Source organism: Flavobacterium polysaccharolyticum, assembly GCF_038739875.1.
Lineage (GTDB): Bacteria > Bacteroidota > Bacteroidia > Flavobacteriales > Flavobacteriaceae > Flavobacterium > Flavobacterium polysaccharolyticum.
The window spans coordinates 97,204-122,218 of record NZ_JBCGDP010000007.1; the positions used below are offsets into that span (position 1 = coordinate 97,204).

Here is a 25,015-nt window from a genome sequence, read left to right on the forward strand (position 1 = left end):
AATCTTTATTTTTGAGTTGAATAATTTTGTTCTGATAAATAGTTTTTGATTTCGTTAGCAATATTTTGGCTCGTGAATCCGAATTTTTCATCCAATACTTGAGCAGGAGCTGAATAGCCAAAGTGTTCTAAGCCAAATACTTTTCCTCTTGCACCAACCAATGCTTGAAGATTTACAGGAAGACCAGCGGTTAACCCAAAAATTAATTGATGGTTTGGTAGAACGCTTTCTTGATATTCGATGGATTGGTTCCTAAAAAGTCCTTCAGAAATGACTGAGGCCACATTGATTTTAATAGCAGTTTCTTTTTCAAGAATAGTTGCGGCGTCAAGTAAAGTTGCTACTTCAGAACCATTTGCAACCAATGTTATATCAGGTTGACTTACGGTTTTTACCAAATAACCTCCTTTTTTAGCTTGTTTAGCTGCTGTGTATGCGTCGCCTTGGGTTGGAATACTGCTAATTTCTTGTCGTGATAAAATTAATCCAGTTGGGGTAGTGGTGTTTTGCATCGCCATTTCCCAAGCTACTGATGTTTCTATAGCATCTGCAGGACGTAGGGCTAGAAAACTTTGACGACCTGAATGGTTTTTAATTTTTTCAACTAATCGTATCTGAGCTTCTTGTTCGATAGGTTGATGCGTTGGTCCATCTTCACCAACCCTAAAAGAATCATGAGTCCAAACATATTTTACAGGTAGTTCTTGGATAGCCGATAGTCGAATGGCGGGTTTCATATAATCAGAAAACACAAAAAAAGTAGCTACTACCGGAATCACACCTCCATGCAAAGCTATACCATTTGCGATAGCAGCCATTGTCAATTCGGCTACACCAGCTTGTAAAAAGGCACCTTTGAAATTATTTTTTTGTAGTACAGTTGTCTTTTTTAAGAAACCATCCGTTTTATCACTGTTGGATAAATCGGCTGATGATACAATCATATTTTCTACTTTTTCTGCTAAATAACTCAGTACTGCAGCCGAGGCGTCTCTAGTCGCGGCATTGTTTTTTTGAATGATACTACCAAAATCAAGTTCAGGTGTCTTTCCTGAAAAGAAAGCGGTCAGTTTTTGAGCTAAAGCAGGGTTTTGGTTTTCCCAATTTTTATAGGCTTCTTTTTTTGTAGCGGCTTCTTGTCTTTTTTCGGCAAGAACGGTTTGGTAATAAGCATCTACTGCTTCGTATTTTGCAAATGGATCTTCGGGATTGGCTCCAAGATTGAGTAGTGTTTTAGTGAAATCGGCTTTGGTAGCACCTATTGGTTTTCCATGCAGTTCGCATTCACCTTCATACATTTCACCTTCAGCTGTTACACAACCTTTCCCCATAATGGTGTTGCCTATAATCAGTGTAGGTTTTTCGGTTTGAGCATTGGCAGAGTCTAGTGCTTTTTTGATTTCGATATAATTATGTGCGTCGATTGTTAGTACATTCCATCCCCAAGATTCATATTTTTTGGCGGTATCTTCGGTTGTAACTTCATCAGTCATAGAAGACAGTTGAACATTATTAGAATCATAGAACATAATGAAATTATCCAAACCTAAGTGTCCAGCAATTCTTCCAGCGCCCTGTGAAATTTCCTCTTGTATGCCGCCATCAGTAATGAAACCGTAAATTTTATGATCAAAAAGACCTGTAAATCGTGCTGCTAGGAATTTTGCTGCAATGGCAGCTCCAATCCCCATAACATGTCCTTGTCCGAGTGGTCCAGAGGTATTTTCTATGCCTCTTTTTACATCAATTTCTGGATGACCAGGTGTGACTGATTCCCATTGTCTGAAATTTTCCAAATCGGATTTTTCATAATGGCCAAGTAAGTAGTATTGGGCGTATAATAAAGCTGAAAGGTGACCTGCATCCATAAAAAAGCGATCTCTAAAGATCCATTCCATATCGGTAGGGTCGAACTTTATGTATTCAGTATATAAAACGTGCAAAAAATCGGCCCCACCCATGGCTCCTCCTGGATGTCCTGATTTGGCCTTTTCGACCATTGCTATTGCTAGTGCTCGAATGTTATCGGGAGCTTTTTTTTCAATATTATAATTCATAGTAAATGATATTAAATTACTTGTCTTTTTTCAACGACTGTTTTTTAAAATAGAATATTCTAAAGGACTTGTTTCGTTGTGTTTAATAATAAGTGTAAAAAACACATTTACAAATGAAGCAAATTTAATTCATATAACCAAGGAAATTATATTTATATTTTTTTATTAGTTTTTATACGGATATGACAATATGCTTGCTTTAAAAATCGTAATTTGATAAAAAAGAAAAAGGACCAAAACAAGTATGATCCTTTGTTTGTAAATCCAAAAATTCTATTGATTCAATCTAAAGTGAACTTCTTAAAATCAAATGGCATTTGTTTTCTATTTGTTCTTTTTGCGCTTTCAAAATCATTTCGGCCAATATTTTACCCATTTGTTCAAAATCAGTGGAGATGGTCGTGATGCCATTTTCTACAATTTTCTTTAGTGGCGTTTCATTATACGAAACGATTCCGTAATCTTTACCTATAGTGAACTGCTGTGATTTTGCCTTTTCAATTACTCTCACTAAATCGCGATCACTTGGAACTATATAGACTTCACCGTGCGCAATGGTTCTGTTTTTAAACTCTGTAATTACTTCATGATCAAATCCAAAGTCGTTGCAAAAGTTTAAAAAACCTATTTTCATGCCCAGTGGTTCTCTAAATCCAGGGAAGATAATGATGAGTTTTTTGTATTTATCCAACCTAGATTTTCCCTCCAAAAGACCGTCATAAATATTTTGGATAAAGTTTTGATGAATTGAAGGGTAGGAAAATAATTCGGAATTGGTTTGATCTAATATGTAGACATCATTTACTGGTAGGCTTTTTATTGTGGTATGTGCTTCTTCAAAAGCGGTCGGCATAATAATGTATTTGGTATAATTGCCATTGTTTTCTGCAATAATTTTTTGAAAAAATTTAAAATTAAAATGGTGAAAAAAAATATCAACCTGAACGTTTTTTCCTATGTTTTCTAAAAATGAATTGTACAAATCTTCCTTAAAAATATTCAATTCGTCAAAGAGTAAAAATATTTTTTGTTTGATATTTATTTCTACACTTTTTATGTAGTAGCCTTTGCCAGGTATAGCAAATACAATACCTCGCTTCTTTAATTCATCATAGGCTTGTAGTACAGTGTCTCTTGATAAATCGTGTGCTAAACACACTTTATTCACCGAAGGCAGTTGATCACCTTTGACTAATTTCTCGGACTCAATGGCTTTCTCAATCGATTGAATTATTTGTTTGTATTTGGGTACGCCTTGGTTGTTTTGAACAGTAATATATTTCATGATGGTATTTTTTTTGGGCAATATACAAAAAAACTGGTAGGTACTGGTATGTAAAGTGTTAAGCTTCGTATAATTTTGGATTTTAATATTTCACAAAAAAAATAGAAAAATAAAACGTTTTTGTCACAAATAGCAAAAAAAATTAAGATTATCATTTTTTAGCAACCAAAATCATGATAAACTAATTTTTGATTCAGAAACGGTTCAGTTGTTTTTTTGGGAATATTCAAAAAATAATAACTAACAAAATCAATTTAATGAAAACAAAAAGTTTGAAAACAATTCATTTCAGATTGTTCTTTTTACTGCTCCTTGTTCCGTTTTTTGTTCAGGCACAAAATAAATTGTCTGGAACGGTGGTTGATAATACAACCAAACTACCAATTCCTGGAGCCAATCTAGTTGTTAAAGGTTCTAAAGTTAGTGCGTCTACTGATTTTTCTGGGGCTTTTCAACTGTCTAGTGTGAGTAAAGGAGATCAAATCGTAGTTTCGTTTGTGGGTTTTAAATCACAAACCGTGATTTATTCCGGACAAAGTTCGCTTACTGTTTTATTGCAAGAACAAGACAATGAGCTTAAGGAGGTCGTAGTTCAAGTAGGATACGGATCTGTAAAAAGAAAAGATGCCACAGGTTCTGTAACTACTTTGGCTACCAAAGATTTTAACAAAGGGGTAAACGTTTCTACCGAGAACATGCTTACAGGTAGAGTTGCAGGTTTGTCTATCAATTCTTCGGGAGCACCTGGTTCTTTGTCAGAAATTAGAATTAGAGGGGGAAGTTCATTATTTGCGAGTAATGACCCTTTGATTGTTATTGATGGTTTGCCTCTTGAAAACACGACCAATACCGGTTCCGCTTCGTTTTTAGCTTCTTTGAATCCAAGTACAGTTGAGTCAATGACAGTTTTGAAAGATGCTTCGGCAACCGCTATTTATGGTTCACGTGCGTCCAACGGTGTAATTATCATCACGACCAAAAAGGGAAGTAAAACCCTTTCTGTAGACTACAATGTGCAGTTTGGAGCGGGTGAGTTGGTTAATACGGTTGATGTATTGAGTCCAACAGCTTTTAGAAATACCATTGCTCAAATGCGTCCGCAGGATGTAGATAAATTAGGCACAGCCAATACCAACTGGCAAGAGGCAATTTACCGTAATACAGGTTTAGTAGATCAAAATTTAGCGGTTAGAGGTAGTCTTTTTGGTGTGATTCCAACAAGTTTAACTTTAGGAAATACGGATCAACAAGGATTGCGTATTACCAATGAGTTCAAAAGAAATACGGTAGGTTTGGTTATGAATCCGTCTTTTTTCGAGAACCATTTGAAGGTAAAACTTTCTGCTAATTATGCCAATGAAAGAAACCGTTTTACTGATGCTGTTGAAGGTACTGCTATTGGTTTTGATCCAACACAACCTATTCGTGTTGAGGGTGCTCCTTATGGAGGATTTTTTGAGTATACTTCTGGCGTAGATGCTAACGGGAATTATCCGTTAATCGCTATCGCAGCAAGAAATCCTGTGGCTCAGTTACTACAAACTAATGATCGTGGGAAGAGCAATAGACTTTTTGGAAATTTTGAAATCGATTATAAATTTCACTTTTTGCCTTCTTTGAGAGCTGTAGTGAATCTTGGTTTTGATGAATCGAATGGAGAAAGACGTCGTTTGGTAGGTGCCAATGCTGGTTCGGCTCCATCCAACAACAATATTCCTTACGGAACAGATGAGTACTCTGAATCGACTCGAAGAAATAAGTTGATTGATGCCTATTTTGTGTATAACAAGACTTTTAATGATTTTAATGTTGAACTAACAGGTGGACATTCGTATCAAAAATTCGAATCCAATCGATTTGATACCGGTAACATCTTAAACCCAGATCTACCCTCGACTTTTCCTGAAACTACTTTGAATACGGATGTAGTGCTGTTAGGCTTTTTTGGAAGATCCAACATTAATTTCAAAAATAAATATTTATTGACCTTGTCTTATCGTAGAGATGGTTCTTCTCGATTTGAAAAAGAAAGCCGTTGGGGGAATTTTCCTTCTGCCGCTTTTGCTTGGAAAGTAAAAGAAGATTTCTTTAAAAACAGTACGGTAGTTTCGGATTTGAAATTGCGATTGAGCTATGGTATTACTGGACAACAAGATATTCCTGATCCAAATGGTTATTTGGAGAAATACGATTTAGGTGGAGGTAACTCACAATACCAATTTGGTAATGCTTATTTTCCAATTGCCTTGCCAAGCAAACGTACCAAAAACTTGAAATGGGAAGAAACCGTTTCTTATAACGCGGGTCTTGATTTTGGAGTATTCAACAATGTAATCACAGGTGCGGTAGACGTATTTTATAAAGAAGCTAAAGATTTATTGGTAAATGCGGCTATCTCTGACGGAAGTAATTTCTCTAACCGTGTGTACCAAAATGTAGGTTCTTTTACGACCAAAGGAATTGAGTTTACCTTGAATGCCAATCCAATTAAAACAGAAAATTTCAATTGGAATGTCAATTTTAATGCGACTAAATTCGAGCGAAGAATCAAAGATTTAGTGTATGGAACAGATATTTATGTAGGCGATAACATTGCTGGAACCGGAACACCAGGTCAGATTTTTAGAGAAGGATATACGCCTTATTCTTTTTATGTGTACAAACAATTGTATGATACCAACGGAAAAGCTATTGAAGGTGCTTTTGCAGATTTGAATGGAGATAACATCAAAAATGATTCAGACCGCTACATCTATAACAATCCAGATCCAGATGTAACTTTAGGCTTTGCTTCTACAATGAATTACAAAGACATTGATTTCTCTTTTAACTTAAGAGCGAGCATTGGTAACCGAATTTTTAATGCAGTAGACGCTTCCAGAGCACAATTTGAAGCGATGGAAAATGGTGGGATTTTAAGTAATGTTCCTTCTTCTATTTTAGATAATAATTTCCAAACCACTTCAAACGTGTTGTTGTCTGATATTTATATCGAAAATGCTTCATATTTGAAAATGGATAACGTAACCTTAGGCTATACTTTTAGAAAAATAATGAATGAAAATACTAGCTTGAGAATGTTTACAGGAGTTCAAAATGTTTTTGTCTTGACAAAATACAGTGGTTTAGATCCTGAAATTACTAATAATGGTGTCGATAAAACCATCTATCCTAGACAGCGTACTATTCTATTTGGTCTTAATCTTAAATTTTAATAAACGATGAAGAAATATATAATTATATCCTTTTTAGCTTTGGCTACTTTATTTCAATCGTGTACTGATGATTTGAATGTAGTGTCAGAAGATGACGATGTATTGGCTTCAGATGCTGTCTATAAAGATGCAGCAGGATACAAAAATGCCTTAGCAGGTGTTTACGGAAATTTATCGCTTACGAGTACTTGGGGACCAGATGCTTCTTCGCTTGAAGGAGTAGACGCAGGAACAAGTCAGTTTAGTAGATGTTTGTTGTATTTACAAGAGCTTACTACCGATGAGTTAGTGTGGAGTTATGAAAATGATGGTGGAACAGCTGAGTTGCAACGCAATATTTGGACACCAGCGAATCCAATTCTTTTGGGAATGTACTCACGAACTATGGCTTCTGTGGCTTATGCTAATGAATTTTTGCGTCAGAGTACTCCTGAAAAATTGAAATCACGCAATATTACTAGCGCTGAAGATTTGGCAGCAATCGAATTGTACCGAAATGAAGTAAAGGTTTTGCGTGCGTATGCCTACTATAATATGATGGATTTGTTTGGGAAAGCAGCTATGTATACAGAAACTGATCCTATCAACTTCAAAGGACCTGAGTTTACAAGACAACAATTGTTTGATTTTGTGGAAACAGAATTAAAAGCCGCGCTTCCTAACTTGAAAGCCGCAAGAACCAATGAATACGGACGTGTTGATCAAGGAATGGCAAAAATGATTTTAGCTAAAATTTACTTGAACGCAGAAGTGTATACCAAAACTAAGCGTTACGGAGATTGTATTACTATGTGTAATGATCTTATTGCAGCGGGCTATTCTTTGAAAACGAATTATTTGGATAATTTCAAAGCTGATAATCATACTTCGCCTGAAATGATTTTCACCATTCAATCTGATGGAGCCAAAACTCAAAACTGGGGAGCCACTACAGTATTGACCAATGGACAAATTGGTGTATGGGAAAATAACGGAGCTGATTTTGGTATTGGCGGATGGAGTGGAGCCTTGAGAATTAGAAAAGAATTTGCTCAAAAATTTGATGGTACCAAATTCAACCAAGATACTCGTAAAACAATAGGAACTGGCGTGGCTGGAAGTGCTTCTAAACAAAGAACGATTGATATTGCAGATATTGGAGTTAAAACCCAAGGGTACATCTTGTCTAAATTTTCTAACAAAACATCTACGGGACAAAATGGGACAAGTTCAACTTATGCCGATACTGATTTTCCATTATTCCGTTTGGCCGATGTATACTTGATGTATGCCGAAGCAACTTTACGAGCAGGAGCAGGAGGAGATGTTGCCAAAGCATTAGACTATGTGAATGCACTTAGAATAAGAGCCAATAACAATACTACTGTTGGTAATATTGTCCCTGCTGATTTGACTCTTGATTTTGTTTTAGACGAAAGAGCTCGTGAATTACACTGGGAAGCTCATCGCAGACAAGACTTAATCCGTTTTGGGAAATTCTCTGGCGGTTCTTACAATTGGGCTTGGAAAGGCAATGCTTCTACTGGAGTTTCTATTCCAGCTTTTATGGATTTGTTTCCAATTCCTGCGGGTTCTTTGGGATCAAATAGCAACCTAACTCAAAACCTTGGATACTAAAAAAATAACCACTTTACACTAAAGAAATGAAAAATACATATAAACTATTAGTTGCTTTTGTAGCTATTTTAGGATTTTGGTCCTGTGATAACGAAACTGATTTGATGATTCTTGAAGCACAAGAAGCTGATTTTGCTATTATTACTCCAGATGCGGGTTCGAAAGTAATTTTGAACAAAGCTACACCAGATAATACGGCACTTACTTTAACTTGGGAAAAAGTATCTTATGGTGCTCCAACTATTGTAACCTATACGGTTGAGTTTGCCAAAAGCGGAACTGATTTTGCCGCACCAGTCGAAATCAATTCAACATCAAATTCTTTTGCTACTATTAAAGTTTCGGAGCTAAACACCAAAGCGTTGGATTTTGGATTAACTCCAGAGGTAGAGGGAACTATAGATATCCGTATCAAATCTACTGTAGGTACTACAGGATCTCAACCTAAATATTCTAAGGCAATAAGTATTGTAGTAACACCTTACAGAGGTGTTTTCCCTAAAGTTGATTTGTATCAAGTTGGACCAGGAACAATCGCAGGTTGGGAAGTGAATAAAGGGAATATGCCTATTTTTAGAGATACTAAAGACAATGCTAAATTTTATTACACAGGATACTTCAATGCGGGCGGATTCAAATTAATTGAGCAATTAGGTTTCTGGGCTCCTATGTATGGTGTTGATGGGGGCAAAGTAAAATACAGAGCCAATGACAGTGCGCCAGATCCAGGACTTTTCCCTACAGATAAAGCAGGATACTATTATTTTGAATTGAATTTAGAATCATTAACCTATACTTTGACGCCTTACACTGGGCCAACAACAACTTATGCAACGATTGGATTAGTTGGTGATGCTTTACCTTCTGGATGGGATGTGAGTGTGCCAATGGTGCAATCTACTTTTGATGTCCATATGTGGAAAGTTACTCAAACCCTTACTGATGGTAAAATGAAATTCAGAGCCAACAACAGTTGGGATGTGAATTGGGGAGATAATGGAGGTGATATTATTGTAACAGCAGGTAAATACGATATCTGGTTCAATGATTTAGATGGGCGTTACACGTTCATTGTAGCACAGTAATAATTTTTGGTTTTTTATACTTTTCAATCCTCGGTAGTATTTGCTATCGGGGATTGTTTTTTTACAGAGTTTTTAATTTTTTTCACTTACTAATTAGATCAGTTTTAGTAGGTTGATTTTTATTATTCTAACTGTTTTTCCTAAGCTTAAAAAACTGGTAGGTACTGGTATGTTTTTGTTCTTTTTTTGCATACATTTGAATTTCACATTTGATAAAAAATAAGCCCAAATAAAATAAATTTCTCAAATTATGACACTCTCCATCAATAAATCATATGGTATAATGCCTAACGGTGATGATGTCCAGGCGATTGAATTAACCAATAAAAATGGTATGAAAGTCCATGTGATAAGTTATGGGGCTACAGTAACGTCTGTAAAAATTCCTATGGCAGATCACAAAGAAGTAGATGTTGTTTTGGGATTCGAAACCTTAGAGGATTATATTCAGTCCTTTGAGTTGCCCAGTCCTCCTTATTTCGGAGCAATAATTGGTCGATATGCTGGAAGAATCAGGGGTGGTAGCTTTGACTTGAACGGCCAAGCTATTAAGTTAAACCCCAACCATGGCGAGCATTTGTTACATGGTGGAGCCACTGGATTTCATCAAAAAAACTGGAGAATTGAGAAAATAAAAAAAGGAATTAATTCAGCAGTTACTTTGTCGTATACTAGTCCTTCTGGGGAAGAGAATTTTCCTGGTGAGGTAACCGTAACGGTTACTTATAGTTTGACAGAGTCGAATGAATTGTTGGTAGAGTACCACGCAACTACTACAGAGGATACTGTATTAAACCTGACTCATCACAGTTATTTTAACCTCGATGGTCATCAATATGCGGTAACGGAACAAGAGTTATTTGTCAATGCCGAAAAAGTAATAGAGAAAAATCATCAAAATATACCAACTGGTAGGGTTTTGGCTGTGGCCGAAAGTGCCTTCGATTTTTTAGAAGCTAAAAATTGTCCAACGTCTATTGATGATACTTTCGTTTTAGCAAGTCAAGAAGAAATGGCGGCTTCGCTTTACAGTCTCAAAAACAACTTGCAATTGTCGGTTTATACTAATCAACCTGGAGTTCATGTGTATGTGGGAGGCAATTGTTTTGATACCATTCCAGGGAAAGAAGGTGCGAACTACCATCCGTTGAGCGGTATTTGTTTTGAAACACAAAATTTTCCGGATGCGCCTAATCACGATCATTTTCCTTCGGCGGTCTTAAAAAAAGACGAAAATTATTATCATAAAACCATCTATAAATTCCAATCCAAATCAATTTAATTACCTTAATTATGAAAAAAACCTTCTTAACTATAGTTATTCTTCTAAGTGTTTTGTTGCAAACGGCATGTTCAAGCGATAGCGAAAAAAATGATGGTGGAACGGTTACACCACCTGTAGTAACAAGTGATTTTATTAAAGCGGCTGATATTTCGTATTTGCCAGAAATAGAAGCTGCGGGAGTAGTTTTTACTAACAACGGAAAAACAGAAGACATGCTAACCACACTAAAAAGTGTTGGTTGTAATACCATCAGAATTCGTTTGTGGAAAGATCCAGCCAACGGACATTCTGGATTGACCGAGGTAAAGGCTTTGGCGCAGCGCGTAAAACAAGCGGGCTTAAAAGTTTGGTTAACTGTTCACTATTCTGACGATTGGGCTGATCCTGCGGTTCAAACCACTCCAGCTGCTTGGAAAAACTTATCTTTTACCGATTTAAAAGCTGCGGTAGTCACTTACACCACAACTATTTTGACCGAAATTAATCCAGATATTATTCAAATCGGGAACGAAATCAATACCGGATTGCTTTGGCCTCAAGGGCATTTAATCAATCAAGAAGCACAATGTATAGATTTGTTAAAAACAGCGAGTGCTACCATTCGAAGCAAAGCGCCAAGTACCAAAATTATGATTCACTATGCAGGCGTTTCGGCTACAGATACTAATTGGTTTTTTAATAAAGTAAAAAGTGTTGATTATGATTATATCGGTTTGTCGTATTATCCTATTTGGCACGGGAAAGATTTGGCTACAATAAAAACCACTATCGATGCCTTAGGAAAAAACTTTTCTAAAAAAGTATTGATTGCAGAAACTGCTTATCCATTTACTTTAGGATTCAATGACTGGACGAATAATATTGTTGGGTTAGATTCACAATTAGTTACTGGTTATCCAGCTACCGCAGAAGGGCAAAAAAACTTTGTTTTGGCGATTAAAGATTTAGTAAAATCTTCTACTTACGGACAAGGTTTTGCGTATTGGGGAGGCGAATGGGTGTCTTTCAAAGGAAGTCAAGCCACCAATGGTTCTACTTTCGAAAACCAAGCATTCTATGATTTTTCTAATAAATCATTGCCGGTTTTACAAGCGTTTACCAATTAGTCATGATTGCCACTGTTAGAATTTTTCAAAGAATAGTGCTACTGCTTCTTTTTATAAGTAGTACCACTATTGCTTTGGGACAAAAGAAAAATAAATTGGCTTTCGCCAAAGGGGCCGACGTGAGTTGGTTACCTCAAATGGAAGCTACTGGCTATCGTTTTCATGATGTCGACGGAAAGGAAAAAGATTGTTTGCAATTGCTAAAAGAACGCGGAATGAATACCATTCGTTTGCGTGTATTTGTCAATCCAAGTCAAGATAAAGCCAGTGGTCATTGCAGTGCTGCCGAAACGGTTGTTATGGCTTTGCGTGCTCAAAAAGCCAAAATGCGCATTATGATCGATTTTCATTATAGCGATACTTGGGCAGATCCCGCCAAACAAGCCAAACCAGCTGCTTGGGCGAACTTATCGTCCGATGCGTTACAAAATAAAGTCTATGAACATACATTTGATGTGTTGACCGCTTTAAAAAAAGCAGGTGTTACTCCAGAATGGGTTCAGGTGGGGAATGAAATTCCAGACGGAATGCTTTGGCCTGATGGGAGTACGAACAATTGGGCTCAACTAGCGCAATTATTGAATAAAGGATACGAAGCCGCCAAAGCCGTGAACGCCAAAATCAAAGTAATTGTGCATGTAGATGAAGGGAACAACAATGAAAAATTCCGTTGGTTTTTTGATAAAGCTACCGAACATCAAGTAAAGTATGACGTTATTGGTCTGTCTTACTATCCATTTTGGATTAAAAAAGACTATTCAGAAACCATAGCCGATTTACAAAAAAACCTAAATGATATGGCTTCTCGTTATCAGAAAGAGGTAATGGTTGTTGAAGTCGGAGGTGTTGATGAACAAGTACAAAACACCAAAGAACTTCTAGCTGCTACGATCAAAGCCGTAAGAGCCGTTCCCGATCATAAAGGCTTGGGCGTTTTGTATTGGGAGCCGCAAGGAGCCAAATCTTGGAGTGGTTATGGCTTGAGTGCTTGGCAACAAGACGGAAAACCTTCACCAGCATTGGATGCTTTTAAAGAATAATGAATTGGATTCAGAATAAAGACGAAATAAGTAAACCATATTTCTGAATGTTAGAAATGAGGAAACTCTATAGATTAAAATAAAAACCTTATATGGCCTTAAATGCCTTATATGGTTCAAAAATATGTTGTATAAATGAAAAAAATACCCTCTTTTTTGTTGGTTTTTATAGCCTTCACCGCCATAGTTTTTTCTCAAGCCCGAGTGGTAAAGGTATTGGATACTCATTGGAAATTTCAAAAAGGAAATTTTGAAGACGCTTTTAAGGCCAACTTCAACGACTCGAAATGGGAATTGGTTACTGTTCCACATGATTGGGCAATTTATGGTCCTTTTGATAAAAAAGTGGATATACAAAATGTAGCCATTGTTCAAAATGGAGAAAATGTAGCTACCGAAAAAACAGGAAGAACCGGAGCCTTACCACATATTGGCACCGCGTGGTATCGCAATACTTTTACTTTGCCTAAAGATGCCAAAGGAAAAAAGATACTATTGCTTTTTGAAGGCGCTATGAGCGAACCTCAAGTGTATTTGAATGGGAAAAAAGTAGGAGAATGGGCATATGGCTATAGTTATTTTTATTTTGATGTTTCTCAATTTATTCAAGAAGGAGACAATACATTAGCTGTAAAATTATCCAATAAAGAATTTGCCTCCCGTTGGTATCCCGGAGCTGGTTTGTATCGAAAAGTAAGTGTTATTATTAAGAACAATGAAAGCATTGACCAATGGGGGCAATTTATAACGACACCTTTTATTAGTGATGCCGTGGCCAAAGTGAATATTAAGACCAAAGCTTCTGGCGAAAATACGCGTTTGGTGACCACCATTTTTGATGCTGAAGGACACAAAGTAAGTGCAGAGGAATCTTCCTTACGTTTCGGAAAAGAGTTTGATCAAAATTTAAAAGTAGAGAATCCAAAATTGTGGAGCCCAGAAACACCTTATTTGTACAAAGCGGTTGCTCAATTGTATGTTGGCAATGAACTAAAAGATGAGGTTGCCACCCGATTTGGAATTCGTGAAATTAAATATGAAGCCAATAAAGGATTTAGTCTTAATGGGAAAGTGACCAAATTCAAAGGGGTTTGTTTGCATCACGATTTGGGACCTCTTGGTGCTGCGGTAAACAAAGCCGCTTTGCGTAGACAGTTGACCATTTTAAAAGATATGGGATGCAATGCCATTCGCAGTTCGCATAATATGCCTTCTTTCGAGCAATTGGAGTTGGCAGACGAAATGGGCTTTTTGTTTTTGGCAGAGAGTTTCGATGAATGGGTTTTACCAAAAGTAGAAAACGGCTACCATCGCTTTTTTGACGAATATGCTGAAAAAGACATAGTGAATTTGGTACAAGCCACAAGAAATCATCCCTCAATTGTGATGTGGAGTTCAGGAAATGAAGTTCCAGATCAGTGGGGAGAAGCGGGTGTAAAACGAGCCAAATGGTTACAGGAGATTTTTCATAGAGAAGACCCAACGCGTCCTGTAACCGTAGGAATGGATCAAGTGAAAGCGACTATGGAGTCTGGTTTTGGAGCTTTGTTGGATATTCCAGGATTGAATTATCGCGTGCATTTGTATGATGAGGCATTCAAAAAATTCCCGCAAGGATTCATTTTGGGTTCCGAAACGGCATCAACCGTGAGTTCTAGAGGGATTTACAAATTTCCTGTAGTACAAGAAAAAATGAAGCAATATCCAGACTTTCAATCTTCATCGTATGATTTGGAAGCCTGTAGTTGGTCCAATGTTCCCGATGAAGATTTTGTACTTCAGGATGATAAACCTTGGGTAATTGGTGAATTCGTTTGGACAGGATTTGATTATTTGGGCGAACCAACACCTTATGACGAAAGCTGGCCGTCTCGTAGTTCGTATTTCGGAATTAACGATTTAGCAGGCTTACCGAAAGACCGTTATTATTTGTACCGAAGCCGTTGGAACACCAAGGCAACTACGCTACACATTTTACCCCATTGGAACTGGGAAGGTCGCGAGGGACAAACAACTCCTGTTTTTGTGTACACCAGTTACAACAGTGCCGAACTTTTTATCAATGGTAAAAGTATGGGCGTACAAACCAAAAACAAAAATACTCCGCAAAACCGTTACCGCTTGATGTGGATGGATGTAAAATATGAACCAGGAACGGTAAAAGTCGTAGCTTATGATGACAATGGCAAAGTGGCTGAAGAAAAGGAAATCCGAACCGCTGGTCAACCGTACCAAATTGTTTTGGATGCCGACCGAAAAACCATCACAGCCGATGGCGAGGATATTTCGTTTGTGACGGTTTCTGTAGTGGATAAAAATGGAGTTCCTTGTCCAACAGCAACAAACCAGTTAAAATTTAAAGTTTCTGGAGCGGGTACGTATCGCGCCGCCTGTAATGGAGATGCGACTTCACTCGAAATGTTCCATAAAGACACGATGAAATTGTTTAGCGGAAAATTGGTAGTACTAGTACGATCGAAAACTACCGATGGAACCATCCAATTAGAAGTGAATGGAGCTGGATTAAAGGCGGGTAAATTGACTTTGGAAGCAAAGAAATAAATAGATAAACAAGAGGTATGCCTCCTTATCATATTTCAAATACAAAATTATTGCAAAGACATTAAAGCGAGTTTTTGCGATGCAACACTTTAATAATTTTAAGAATAATGAATGATTCATTAATACAAAAAACGACAACTTTTTTTCAGGATACATTTGGTAGTACGCCCGAAAAAATAGTGCTTTCTCCAGGAAGAATTAATATCATAGGAGAACATGTAGATTACAACGATGGTTATGTATTGCCTGCTGCTATAGATAAGATCATCTGTTTTGCTTTCGAAAAAAGCAATACAACTATTTCTCGAATTGTGGCTATCGATTTGAATCAAGAATTTGAAATCGATTTGTCGAAAGACATTCAACTCAGTTCAACCGTTTGGAACAATTATATTTTAGGAGTTTTGAAACAGTTGCAAGATAATGGTTTTGATTTTAGTGGAGTTAATTGCGTATTTAGTAGCAACATTCCAGTAGGTTCTGGATTGTCGTCTTCGGCTGCTTTAGAATGTGGTTTTCTTTTCGGAATGCAATCGCTTTTTGGACTAGACATTAGCCAACAAAATCGCGCATTGATGAGCCAAAAGGCAGAACATTGGGTGGGAATCAACTGTGGTATTATGGACCAATTTGCTAGTGTGCATGGACTTGAAAATATGGTCATCAAATTGGATTGTAATACTTTGGAATTTGAGTACCACAATGCTGATTTTAAAGACTATGCTTTGGTGTTATTTGATAGCAACGTGAAGCATTCCTTGTTTACGTCGGCGTATAACAAAAGAAGAGAAGAATGCGAGGAAGGTTTGGCGATTATCAAAGCTAATTTTCCTGAAGTTAAAAGTTTCAGAAACTGTACCGAAGCGCAATTGTTGACTTTGAAAGACAAAATGGATGCTGTTGTTTTTACACGCGTGCATTATGTAGTGAAAGAAATTGCTCGTGTGTCTAAAGCCTGCGAAGCTTTGGATGCTGGAAATATTGAACTTTTGGGACAATTACTTTTTGAAACACACGATGGCTTGTCTAGAGAATACGAAGTGAGCTGCCCCGAGTTGGATTATTTGGTGGAATTGGCCTTAGCCGATGATGCCGTAATAGGCTCTCGATTGATGGGCGGAGGTTTTGGCGGTTGTACCATTACTTTGATTAAAAAAGGAAAAGAAGAAGCCGTTAAACAAAAATTCGCTCAATTGTACCAAGAAAAATGGAACATTGAGTTGAAAATTTATGACGTAAAAATCGGAAACGGTACATCATTGTATGAACCTGTAGGGTAAATGGTAGCCACGAATGCACGAATAATTTAAAAACTTTTATGACCTTTTAAATCCAAAAATAAAAGTGTCATAAGCTTAAATGACTTATCTGTTTAATACACATTGCGACCCTTGCGGTAACAAACATAAAATGAATAGCATGAAAAATTTTGATATCAACGAAGACCCACATAGACGTTTTAATCCCTTAATCAACGAATGGGTTTTGGTTTCTCCTCACCGTTCCAAAAGACCTTGGCAAGGTCAAAAAGAAAGCATTTCAGGTGCGCAATTGCCAGAGTACGACCCTGAATGTTACTTATGTCCAGGGAATGTACGTGCCAATGGCGAAGTGAATCCTGCTTATGATTCTTGTTATGTTTTTGAAAATGATTTTGCTGCGCTAAAACAAGAACCTATTGCTTTTGAAGAAAACAATACGCCTACTTTTTTTAAAGCAAAACCAGAACGAGGCATTTCTAGAGTGGTTTGTTTTTCACCAAGACACGATTTGACCTTACCTCAAATGGAGGTCGAGAATATCGAGAATATTGTAGCGACTTGGCAAAAAGAATACACCACTTTGGGCGCTATAGATTACATTAACCATGTTCAAATTTTTGAAAACAAAGGCAGTGTGATGGGCTGTAGTAATCCGCATCCGCATGGTCAAATTTGGGCACAATCGTCTTTACCTACGCAGGTAGAAAAAACACATAATAGCTTGAAACAGTATTATGAACAACAAGGCCGAACCTTATTGCAAGATTATGTTGAAGCAGAATTGAAGGCACAAGAGCGCATCGTTATCGAGAATGAGCATTTTGTAGCCTTGGTGCCTTTTTGGGCGATTTGGCCTTATGAGACTATGATTGTAAGCAAACGAAACGTGTCTAAAATCACTGATTTTAGTGCAGCTGAGGTAACTGCTTTTGCGATTATTTTAAAACAATTAACCACCAAATACGATAACCTTTTTGAGACTTCCTTTCCGTATTCTTCGGGGATTCATCAGGCGCCAACAGATGGTGATGAACATCCAGAATGGCATTTTCATATGCACTTTTATCCGCCCTTGTTGCGCTCAGCTTCGGTAAAGAAATTTATGGTAGGTTATGAAATGATGGGCGAGTCACAGCGTGATATTACTCCAGAGAAAAGTGCTGAGGTTTTGAGAGGATTATCAGTAGTTCATTATAAAAACAAATAAGATGCAAATAGTTGTCACAGGAGGTTTAGGATTTATAGGTTCGCATACGGTTGTTGAACTACAAAATGTTGGTTATGAGGTAATCGTGATTGATAATTTATCGAATTCGTCTATTGATGTTTTGGATGGAATTGAAAGAATCACAGGAAAGCAGCCTATTTTTGAACAGATTGATTTAAGAGAAAAAGCGGCAGTACAAGCTTTTTTTACCAAATATACTGAGGTTACAGGAGTGATTCATTTCGCAGCCTCAAAGGCAGTGGGTGAGAGTGTTCAAAATCCTTTATTGTACTACGAGAACAATATTGCTTCTTTAGTCTATCTTTTGCAAGAATTGCAGAAAAAGCCAGAAGCTCATTTCATTTTTAGTTCCTCTTGCACGGTTTATGGTCAAGCCGAAGTGATGCCTATTGCAGAAGCTACACCGATACAAGCCGCGATGTCTCCTTATGGGAATACCAAACAAATTGGGGAAGAAATCATTGCCGATGTCACTAAAGTAAGTGGACTCAATGCTATTTTGCTGCGTTATTTTAACCCAATTGGAGCGCATCCTTCTACCGAAATTGGAGAATTGCCTATTGGGGTTCCTCAAAATTTAGTCCCTTTTATTACACAAACCGGAATGGGCTTGCGCAAAGAGTTGTCCGTTTATGGCAATGATTATCCTACGGTTGATGGGACTTGTGTGCGAGATTACATCCACGTAGTAGATTTGGCCAAGGCACATGTAGTGGCTTTGCAACGCTTGTTGGATAAGAAAAATGAAACGGCATTAGAGGTCTTCAATTTAGGAACAGGCAAAGGAAGTTCTGTACTCGAAGTGATTACGGCTTTTGAAAAAGTGAGTGGGCAAAAGCTACCGTATACCATTGTACCAAGACGAGAAGGCGATGTAACCGAAGCCTATGCCAATACCGAAAAAGCCAATACTGTACTAGGCTGGAAAACAGCAGCAACCCTTGAAGAAGCCATTGATAGTGCTTGGAAATGGGAACAAAAGGTTAGAGGCGGTAAGTAGTTGTTTACTATGTATTTAATACGCTATTTTTTTTACGATGAAAAATTTAACATAAAAAAATAAAAATAAATGTATAAAATACATTTATAATCAATTGAAATAACTATTTTTATTTTATTTTTGGATTTGATAAAAAAACAGAAAAAATAAAACACATGTCGTATTAAAAATGTGATTTTAATAACAAAACGAATGATTTGACTTTTTTAGTTATGATTAAAATAGTATAATTACATTCGGATTACAATAGAACTATTAATTTTCAAAAAGTATTATCCATGAATCAAAACCTAGCTTTCGCAGATTATGCGATATTCATTATTTACTTTATTGCCGTTTCTTCTTACGGCTACACCGTTTATCGCAAACGAAAAAAAGAAGAACAAGATGCCAAAGGATATTTTTTGGCCGAAGGGAATTTAACTTGGTGGGCAATTGGAGCCTCACTTATTGCTTCTAATATCTCGGCAGAACAATTTATTGGGATGAGTGGTGAAGGATTCTTTTTAGGAATCGCAGTAGCTGCTTATGAGTGGCTTGCAGCAGTAGCCTTGATTATTGTTGCCGTATGGTTTATTCCAGTATATCTTAAGAATAAGATTTACACAATGCCTCAATTTTTAAAAATGCGTTACAACGAATCTACAGCTTTGATTATGGCGGTGTTTTGGTTGTTTTTGTACGTATTTGTAAACTTAACTTCGATTCTTTACTTAGGAGCCGTAGCAATTAATGGGCTTGCTGGCGGAGAATACCTACACGTTATTATGGTAGGTTTGGCTGTTTTTGCTTTGTTCATCTCTTTGGGAGGAATGAAAGTTGTGGCGTATACCGATGTGGTTCAAGTTGCTGTATTGATCATTGGTGGTTTGGTGACGTCTTATATTGCATTGACTACTGTTGGTCAGTACTTTGGAGTGGGTGAAAATGCCATTGCAGGTTTCAAAGTATTGATGCGCGAAGCACCTGAACATTTCAAAATGATTATCCCTAAACCAACAGCTACCTCTTCTCAATTAGAGATTGACAAGTATTTGACTTTCCCAGGTTTGTTGTCTTATGCAGCGGGTATCTGGATAATCAATTTGAATTATTGGGGATGCAATCAATACATTACACAAAGAGCTTTGGGTGCTGATTTACAAACGGCTCGTACTGGTATTTTATTTGCAGGTTTGTTAAAATTATTAATGCCTATCATCGTAATGTTGCCAGGTATTGCAGCTTATGTGTTGTATCAAAATGGTCATTTACCTCAATTAGTTGGAGGTAAAGACGGTGCTTATTCTGCCATACTTACCTTTTTACCAACAGGACTGAAAGGTCTTTCGGTTGCGGCCTTAACAGCAGCTATTGTGGCTTCATTGGCAAGTAAAGTAAATAGTATCTCCACCATTTATACTTTGGATGTACACAAAAAATACATCCAAAAAGAAGCTGGCGAAAAACAACAGGTAAACATTGGTCGTATGGCTGTTTTTGCTGCAATGTTGTTGGCTGTTTTATTTACATGGAATGATATATTAGGAATTGGTGGTGTAGGTGGATTTACCTACATTCAAAAGTATACAGGGTTTATTAGTCCAGGGGTATTTGCTATGTTTATCTTAGGGATGTTCTGGAAACGTACTACAGGAACCGCAGCTATTGTTGGGGTGATTTTAGGATTCTTATTATCGGTTTTATTCAATGAATATGCACCAATGCTATTTGGTAACGATACGTTGTTGTATACAGCTTATGCTAACGGAAAAGGAGCATTCGAAATTCCTTTCCACGTATGTATGGGCTTATCTTTCTTCTTTACTACTTTGGCCATGATTTTAATAAGTTTTGCTGGACCAAAAGTAAATCCAAAAGCATTTGAGCTAGATACTGAAATGTTTAAATTAAAACCACAAACCACTGTTTTGGTAGTGATTACTTTGTTAGTTATTGTTGCTTTGTACGTGAAGTTCTGGTAAAAATAAAGATTAGTTAGTTTTAAAAAGGTGAAACCAATATGTACGGTTTCACCTTTTTTATTTGGTAACAGATTCAAATAGGAGTTTAAGAAAAAGGTTTTGTGAAGGTAGCCTATACTTTTTTAATCACATAAGTTACCATCCCCCAAATGATCAATTGGTTTTCTTCGGTAACTAGAATGGGTTTGTAACTTGGGTTTTCGGGCAGCAAATACATACAATCCTTCTCGACTTGAATGCGTTTTACGGTAAATTCACCATCAATGCAGCAAATCGCAATTTTATTGTTTTTGGGTTCTAAACTTCGGTCAACGACCAATACATCTTTGTCATTGATACCCGCATCAATCATGGAATTGCCTTTGACTTTGATGTAAAAAGTAGCCAATGGATTTTCGCTCAATTCTTTATTCAAATCAATGTTGGTTTCCATAAAATCAGTTGCCGGCGAAGGAAATCCTGCCGAAACGCCCTCATTGATATAGGGTATTCGAAGTTCACTTTCGGAGTCTGGACGGAAGAAAGTGAGCTTTTGTTTTGGGTTTACAGACATTGTATTTCGAGTATTTCTTTAAACTTTGTGGTGTATTTTGGCGACAAATGATTTTGATTCATATTCCAAGTTAGATTCAAATTTTGGGTAGCCAATTTGACTTTGGTCATTCCAATTTTGCTATTCAGTTGATCGATGGTTTTCATCAAAGCCAAATGTTTTGGGTTTTCTTCTTCGAACAAATGCAGTTGTTTTTTGTTCTCGTCAATCAGTTCGGTCACAATTACTCCCGCTTTTTTGAATTTAATGCCTTCGTTGCCTCGATGTAATTCTTTCAGCAAAGCGATGGCAGCATTGGAAATTGTTAAGGTCGAATTGCTTGCATAAGGTAATGTTATGGCTTTATTGAAATAGTATTTTGAGCTAGTAACCGAATGTTTGTCAATGACCAACATCACGATAATGGTATGGCAACAGGAATGTTGTTTGCGTAATTTTTCGGCACAAACTGCAGCAAAAGTTGCGATGCGTTCTCTAAGTAAATCAAATTCTGCGATTTGTTTTGGAAAGCTTCTTGTAGTGGCAATACTCTTTTTTTGAAGCACAACAGGTTCTAAATCTAGTACTGATTTGCCTTCTAATTCCTGTTTTAATCTAAGGCCAATAACGCCCATTTCTTTCTTAATCCAAGCTTCGTGTTGGGGTTGTATAAAATCCAGTGCGGTTTGTATGTTACGCAGTTTGGCTTTTTTGGTCGTGCGATAGCCTATGCCCCAAACGTCTTCAATCTTGGTCCATTTTAGGGCTTTGATGCGTTTTTCTTCGGAGTCAATAACATAGACGCCTTGGGTGCGATCTTGAAATTTTTTAGCAATTTTATTGGCAACTTTAGAGAGCGCTTTGGTTTCGGCAAAGCCAATGCTAACCGGAATTCCCACCCATTTTTGCACTCGGGTTTTCATCTGAAGTCCGTAGCTGTGGTAGTCCTCAATCGAAAGGCCATCAAAATTCAGGAAGGCTTCGTCTATACTGTAAATTTCTATATTCGGTGTGAACTGATTCAATATGTTCATCACTCGATTACTCAAATCGCCGTACAAAGGATAATTGGAGGAAAAGACAGCGACTTCTTTTTCTTTAATGAGGTCTTTGATTTGAAAGGCAGGTGCACCCATCGGAATGCCAACCGCTTTGGCTTCATTACTTCTAGAAATCACACAACCATCGTTATTGGATAATATCGCAACCGGTTTTCCGTTGAATTTCGGCTGAAAAACACGTTCACAAGAAGCATAGAAATTATTACAATCGACTAAAGCATACATAGCACAAATTTACAGCATTCGAACTGCTGTAAGTAGCTAACGATAGTTAATTTTTTGTAGCTGTTAATAAGTTACAACCACTCCTTTTAGGCGTGAAAATTATCCAACCAATTGGGGTCGCTCATTTGTTTTTGAATCCTTTCGATGTCGCCAAACGTAGTCACCAAAGCGTCGTTGTTGTTGCTGTCGACCAAATCTTTCTGAAAAGCGCTGCCTTTTTGAATGATGTATTCGGCCATTTGTTGACCAATGACTTGCATCAAATCAAAACGATTAATATCGGCCATATCAATTGAGTTCAAGATGGAATAATCTACATCGTGCAACCATTTTGAAGGATATTTTTTGGGGTCTAATCCGTCGGTATTCGGTATTTTTTTGATAGAGAGAGGGTCTAATGAAATTTGGAATCGTCGAAAATCGATGATTTTATTAATTATTGGAGAGCGCAAGGTGTTTACTTGCATAGCGCTAGAATCTTGTCCCATTTGTGTCATCAGCCACTCCAACCAAAACTTAATATCCAGTCCTTTGATTTTGAGAGTAGCGTCGGGTTGTACAAATTGTCTGGAGATTCCGGTACCAAAACTGAAAATGCATAATTTGGTGATATCATAAGCAGAATCTTCTTCCTTGCCTTTGGGAAAGCTATAGGAAATGGCTTCCATAAATCCAGCAAGAACAGGATTGTTGTAGGTAGTCGTTCCACCATCTACAAAACGTTCAAGTGGATTGAAATAAGTAGGAGCACTCATCGTGGCTTCGAGTACGGCACGGAGTAATACGTCTTTGTAGGTTCCATAAAAACTACCGTCTTTTTGTTTGAAACAACTAAAAAAAGTCTCTTCAGAAGCAGTCATATCGTGCGCCGTAATCATCAAATCAATATCGGTTTTGGCACAACTTTCGACTAGGGTAGTGTTTTGAATTTCTTCGAAAAGTAACTTTCGGTAATTGCCTTTTAGGTATTTTGGCGGATTTACAAAACGGTCTCCCAAAGGTTTTTTGTCAAATACTTCTTCGATTAGTGTACTGTATTTCTCTTCTATCGCTGCTGCGGTATAGCCAGAAGCTATGAGTCCCGCGATGATGCCTCCAGTAGAAGTTCCTGAAACCATATCAAATAATTCAAAACAAGGAATCCCAGCGGTTTCTTCTAATTTTTTGAGCAGTTGAAGGGTTAAAATTCCTCTCATCCCGCCACCATCTAAGCATAAAATGACTCTTTTGTTGTGATTGATGTTGAGTTTTTCAAAAGCCTTTTTTCTTGAGGCTGGCATTTTTGATCCGTTTACTTTTGCCATTGTGGTTGGTTTGGTTAATAGATAGGATTAGAGTGATATAAAAATACTCAATACCAATGTTTTATCAAAAGACAACGGTATTGAGTATAAATGTATGTATTTGAATTATGATTTAGAACTCAAAATTGAATCCTTTTTTAGTTAATTTGTCATAAATAGCTGGGTCAAATTTGTACAATTTTGCAGCCCTATGCGATACATCTTGTTGCTTTTCGTCTAGTGCCACGAGCAATTTCATGTGCAATATTTTGCGTCTAAAGTTGGATTTATCCATTTCTACCCCAAGAATTTCTTCGTAAAGATGCATGAGTTGTAGCAAGGTAAATTTTTCGGGTAGGAGGTTGAAACCTATTGGAGCTTGTCGTACTCGGTTACGCAAATGAGTTAAGCTATAGTTTAGAATCTCGTTGTGGTCGTAAATTAAATTTGGGATTTCGTTAATTCGGTACCATTTGGCGTCCGATGCCGTAAAACCGGCTTTAATGTTGTAATCTTCTTTTTTGATTAAGGCATAATAGCCAATAGTAATAACCCTTCTTAATGGAAAACGATTGGGTTCTCCAAACGCTTTTAGCTGTTCTAGGTAAATATTATCCAGTCCTGTGAGATCGGCTAGCAAACGGTGAGCCGCGTCATCAATGCTCTCTTTCTTTTTTATCCACCCTCCAGGCAACGCCCATTTTCCTTTACTAATCCCTTCGGCGTGTTCTACTAAAAGTACTTCGAGTATGCCATTGTCAAAACCAAAGATAACACAGTCAATGGTAATGGCATTCATAGCGGCGTGTTCTGTTTTGGCTAATGCTTCTTCTCTTACCATTTCTTGTAGATTTTTTTACAAAATAAATAAATAAAAATGTAATCTGATGGGAACGCGTAATTATTTAGTAATGAATACAAAATGGAATGTGCGGTTTTCTCTTTAAAATGTAAGTAATAGATGATTTATACTGCTTTGGGTCCAATCAAGAAAACGATTTCTGAATTAAATATGTAGTGGTTTTTTTTCAGGTTTTTCAAGGGGTTTCAATTCTTGTTTTGTTATATGTTTATTTTTTAATGCTTTAAATTATCTAATTCAAAAAAAACAACTTGTAAAATTTTGTTAATATCAAAATTTGAATTATACTTGTAGTCAAATTAACCATAAGCTTAAGGTTGATTTGACCAAAAGATTAAAAAAGGAT

General features: G+C 37.1%; 17 protein-coding genes. 11 read left to right on the plus strand and 6 right to left on the minus strand.

What is annotated here, in order from left to right; all coding sequences use genetic code 11:
* Positions 1-5: 5 nt before the first annotated feature.
* Positions 6-2,057 carry a transketolase family protein gene (locus WFZ86_RS08875; RefSeq protein WP_342691607.1) on the minus strand — a complete coding sequence of 684 codons (2,052 nt, stop codon included), beginning with the start codon at positions 2,055-2,057 and terminating at the stop codon, positions 6-8.
* A gap of 286 nt (positions 2,058-2,343) precedes the next feature.
* Complete coding sequence (locus WFZ86_RS08880) at positions 2,344-3,342, minus strand: GntR family transcriptional regulator (RefSeq protein ID WP_342691608.1); 999 nt, start codon at positions 3,340-3,342, stop codon at positions 2,344-2,346.
* Between the two features lie 257 nt (positions 3,343-3,599).
* Here WFZ86_RS08880 and WFZ86_RS08885 point away from each other — a divergent pair, with 257 nt between their 5' ends.
* The 11 genes from WFZ86_RS08885 (at position 3,600) to WFZ86_RS08935 (ending at position 20,706) form a co-directional block, all read left to right on the plus strand.
* Positions 3,600-6,557, plus strand: a complete 2,958-nt coding sequence (locus WFZ86_RS08885) for a SusC/RagA family TonB-linked outer membrane protein (protein WP_342691609.1) — start codon at positions 3,600-3,602, stop codon at positions 6,555-6,557.
* A 6-nt stretch (positions 6,558-6,563) separates the two neighbouring features.
* Complete coding sequence (locus WFZ86_RS08890) at positions 6,564-8,174, plus strand: RagB/SusD family nutrient uptake outer membrane protein (RefSeq protein WP_315172619.1); 1,611 nt, start codon at positions 6,564-6,566, stop codon at positions 8,172-8,174.
* 26 nt (positions 8,175-8,200) lie between these two features.
* Positions 8,201-9,259, plus strand: coding sequence for a SusE domain-containing protein (locus tag WFZ86_RS08895; protein ID WP_342691610.1), 1,059 nt, complete (start codon positions 8,201-8,203; stop codon positions 9,257-9,259).
* Between the two features lie 250 nt (positions 9,260-9,509).
* Positions 9,510-10,541 (plus strand): aldose epimerase family protein, encoded by a 1,032-nt coding sequence (locus WFZ86_RS08900; RefSeq protein WP_342691611.1) that lies wholly within the window; start codon positions 9,510-9,512, stop codon positions 10,539-10,541.
* Between the two features lie 11 nt (positions 10,542-10,552).
* Positions 10,553-11,650 (plus strand): glycoside hydrolase family 53 protein, encoded by a 1,098-nt coding sequence (locus tag WFZ86_RS08905; protein ID WP_342691612.1) that lies wholly within the window; start codon positions 10,553-10,555, stop codon positions 11,648-11,650.
* A gap of 2 nt (positions 11,651-11,652) precedes the next feature.
* Complete coding sequence (locus tag WFZ86_RS08910; protein ID WP_342691613.1) at positions 11,653-12,690, plus strand: glycoside hydrolase family 53 protein; 1,038 nt, start codon at positions 11,653-11,655, stop codon at positions 12,688-12,690.
* A 135-nt stretch (positions 12,691-12,825) separates the two neighbouring features.
* On the plus strand, positions 12,826-15,252 hold the full coding sequence (locus tag WFZ86_RS08915) for a DUF4982 domain-containing protein (protein ID WP_342691614.1): 2,427 nt from the start codon (positions 12,826-12,828) through the stop codon (positions 15,250-15,252).
* A gap of 107 nt (positions 15,253-15,359) precedes the next feature.
* The gene (gene galK / locus WFZ86_RS08920) at positions 15,360-16,532 is read left to right on the plus strand and encodes a galactokinase (protein ID WP_342691615.1); all 1,173 of its coding nucleotides are present in this window, start codon (positions 15,360-15,362) and stop codon (positions 16,530-16,532) included.
* Positions 16,533-16,671: 139 nt separating this feature from the next.
* A complete protein-coding gene (locus WFZ86_RS08925; protein WP_342691616.1) occupies positions 16,672-17,721 on the plus strand; it encodes a UDP-glucose--hexose-1-phosphate uridylyltransferase in 1,050 nt (349 codons plus the stop codon).
* A gap of 1 nt (position 17,722) precedes the next feature.
* The gene (gene galE / locus WFZ86_RS08930; protein WP_342691617.1) at positions 17,723-18,742 is read left to right on the plus strand and encodes a UDP-glucose 4-epimerase GalE; all 1,020 of its coding nucleotides are present in this window, start codon (positions 17,723-17,725) and stop codon (positions 18,740-18,742) included.
* A 278-nt stretch (positions 18,743-19,020) separates the two neighbouring features.
* A complete protein-coding gene (locus WFZ86_RS08935) occupies positions 19,021-20,706 on the plus strand; it encodes a sodium/sugar symporter (protein ID WP_342691618.1) in 1,686 nt (561 codons plus the stop codon).
* 112 nt (positions 20,707-20,818) lie between these two features.
* Here WFZ86_RS08935 and WFZ86_RS08940 read toward each other — a convergent pair whose 3' ends face one another.
* From WFZ86_RS08940 to WFZ86_RS08955, 4 genes are all read right to left on the minus strand, one after another.
* Positions 20,819-21,259, minus strand: coding sequence for a LexA family protein (locus WFZ86_RS08940; RefSeq protein WP_342691619.1), 441 nt, complete (start codon positions 21,257-21,259; stop codon positions 20,819-20,821).
* Positions 21,250-22,524: a Y-family DNA polymerase gene (locus WFZ86_RS08945; RefSeq protein ID WP_342691620.1), complete on the minus strand. Its 1,275-nt coding sequence runs from the start codon at positions 22,522-22,524 to the stop codon at positions 21,250-21,252. Before WFZ86_RS08945 ends, WFZ86_RS08940 begins: the two co-directional genes overlap by 10 nt.
* A gap of 86 nt (positions 22,525-22,610) precedes the next feature.
* Positions 22,611-23,828, minus strand: a complete 1,218-nt coding sequence (locus tag WFZ86_RS08950; RefSeq protein WP_342691621.1) for a patatin-like phospholipase family protein — start codon at positions 23,826-23,828, stop codon at positions 22,611-22,613.
* Positions 23,829-23,940: 112 nt separating this feature from the next.
* Positions 23,941-24,648 carry an NUDIX hydrolase gene (locus tag WFZ86_RS08955; protein ID WP_342691622.1) on the minus strand — a complete coding sequence of 236 codons (708 nt, stop codon included), beginning with the start codon at positions 24,646-24,648 and terminating at the stop codon, positions 23,941-23,943.
* Positions 24,649-25,015: the final 367 nt, after the last annotated feature.

What these genes read in the sequence shown, in the direction of transcription:
- WFZ86_RS08875 (WP_342691607.1), bottom strand. Translation starts at nt 2,057, where the DNA reads ATGAATTATAATATTGAAAAAAAAGCTCCCGATAACATTCGAGCACTA.
- WFZ86_RS08880 (WP_342691608.1), bottom strand. Translation starts at nt 3,342, where the DNA reads ATGAAATATATTACTGTTCAAAACAACCAAGGCGTACCCAAATACAAA.
- WFZ86_RS08885 (WP_342691609.1), top strand. Translation starts at nt 3,600, where the DNA reads ATGAAAACAAAAAGTTTGAAAACAATTCATTTCAGATTGTTCTTTTTA.
- WFZ86_RS08890 (WP_315172619.1), top strand. Translation starts at nt 6,564, where the DNA reads ATGAAGAAATATATAATTATATCCTTTTTAGCTTTGGCTACTTTATTT.
- WFZ86_RS08895 (WP_342691610.1), top strand. Translation starts at nt 8,201, where the DNA reads ATGAAAAATACATATAAACTATTAGTTGCTTTTGTAGCTATTTTAGGA.
- WFZ86_RS08900 (WP_342691611.1), top strand. Translation starts at nt 9,510, where the DNA reads ATGACACTCTCCATCAATAAATCATATGGTATAATGCCTAACGGTGAT.
- WFZ86_RS08905 (WP_342691612.1), top strand. Translation starts at nt 10,553, where the DNA reads ATGAAAAAAACCTTCTTAACTATAGTTATTCTTCTAAGTGTTTTGTTG.
- WFZ86_RS08910 (WP_342691613.1), top strand. Translation starts at nt 11,653, where the DNA reads ATGATTGCCACTGTTAGAATTTTTCAAAGAATAGTGCTACTGCTTCTT.
- WFZ86_RS08915 (WP_342691614.1), top strand. Translation starts at nt 12,826, where the DNA reads ATGAAAAAAATACCCTCTTTTTTGTTGGTTTTTATAGCCTTCACCGCC.
- galK (WP_342691615.1), top strand. Translation starts at nt 15,360, where the DNA reads ATGAATGATTCATTAATACAAAAAACGACAACTTTTTTTCAGGATACA.
- WFZ86_RS08925 (WP_342691616.1), top strand. Translation starts at nt 16,672, where the DNA reads ATGAAAAATTTTGATATCAACGAAGACCCACATAGACGTTTTAATCCC.
- galE (WP_342691617.1), top strand. Translation starts at nt 17,723, where the DNA reads ATGCAAATAGTTGTCACAGGAGGTTTAGGATTTATAGGTTCGCATACG.
- WFZ86_RS08935 (WP_342691618.1), top strand. Translation starts at nt 19,021, where the DNA reads ATGAATCAAAACCTAGCTTTCGCAGATTATGCGATATTCATTATTTAC.
- WFZ86_RS08940 (WP_342691619.1), bottom strand. Translation starts at nt 21,259, where the DNA reads ATGTCTGTAAACCCAAAACAAAAGCTCACTTTCTTCCGTCCAGACTCC.
- WFZ86_RS08945 (WP_342691620.1), bottom strand. Translation starts at nt 22,524, where the DNA reads ATGTATGCTTTAGTCGATTGTAATAATTTCTATGCTTCTTGTGAACGT.
- WFZ86_RS08950 (WP_342691621.1), bottom strand. Translation starts at nt 23,828, where the DNA reads ATGGCAAAAGTAAACGGATCAAAAATGCCAGCCTCAAGAAAAAAGGCT.
- WFZ86_RS08955 (WP_342691622.1), bottom strand. Translation starts at nt 24,648, where the DNA reads ATGGTAAGAGAAGAAGCATTAGCCAAAACAGAACACGCCGCTATGAAT.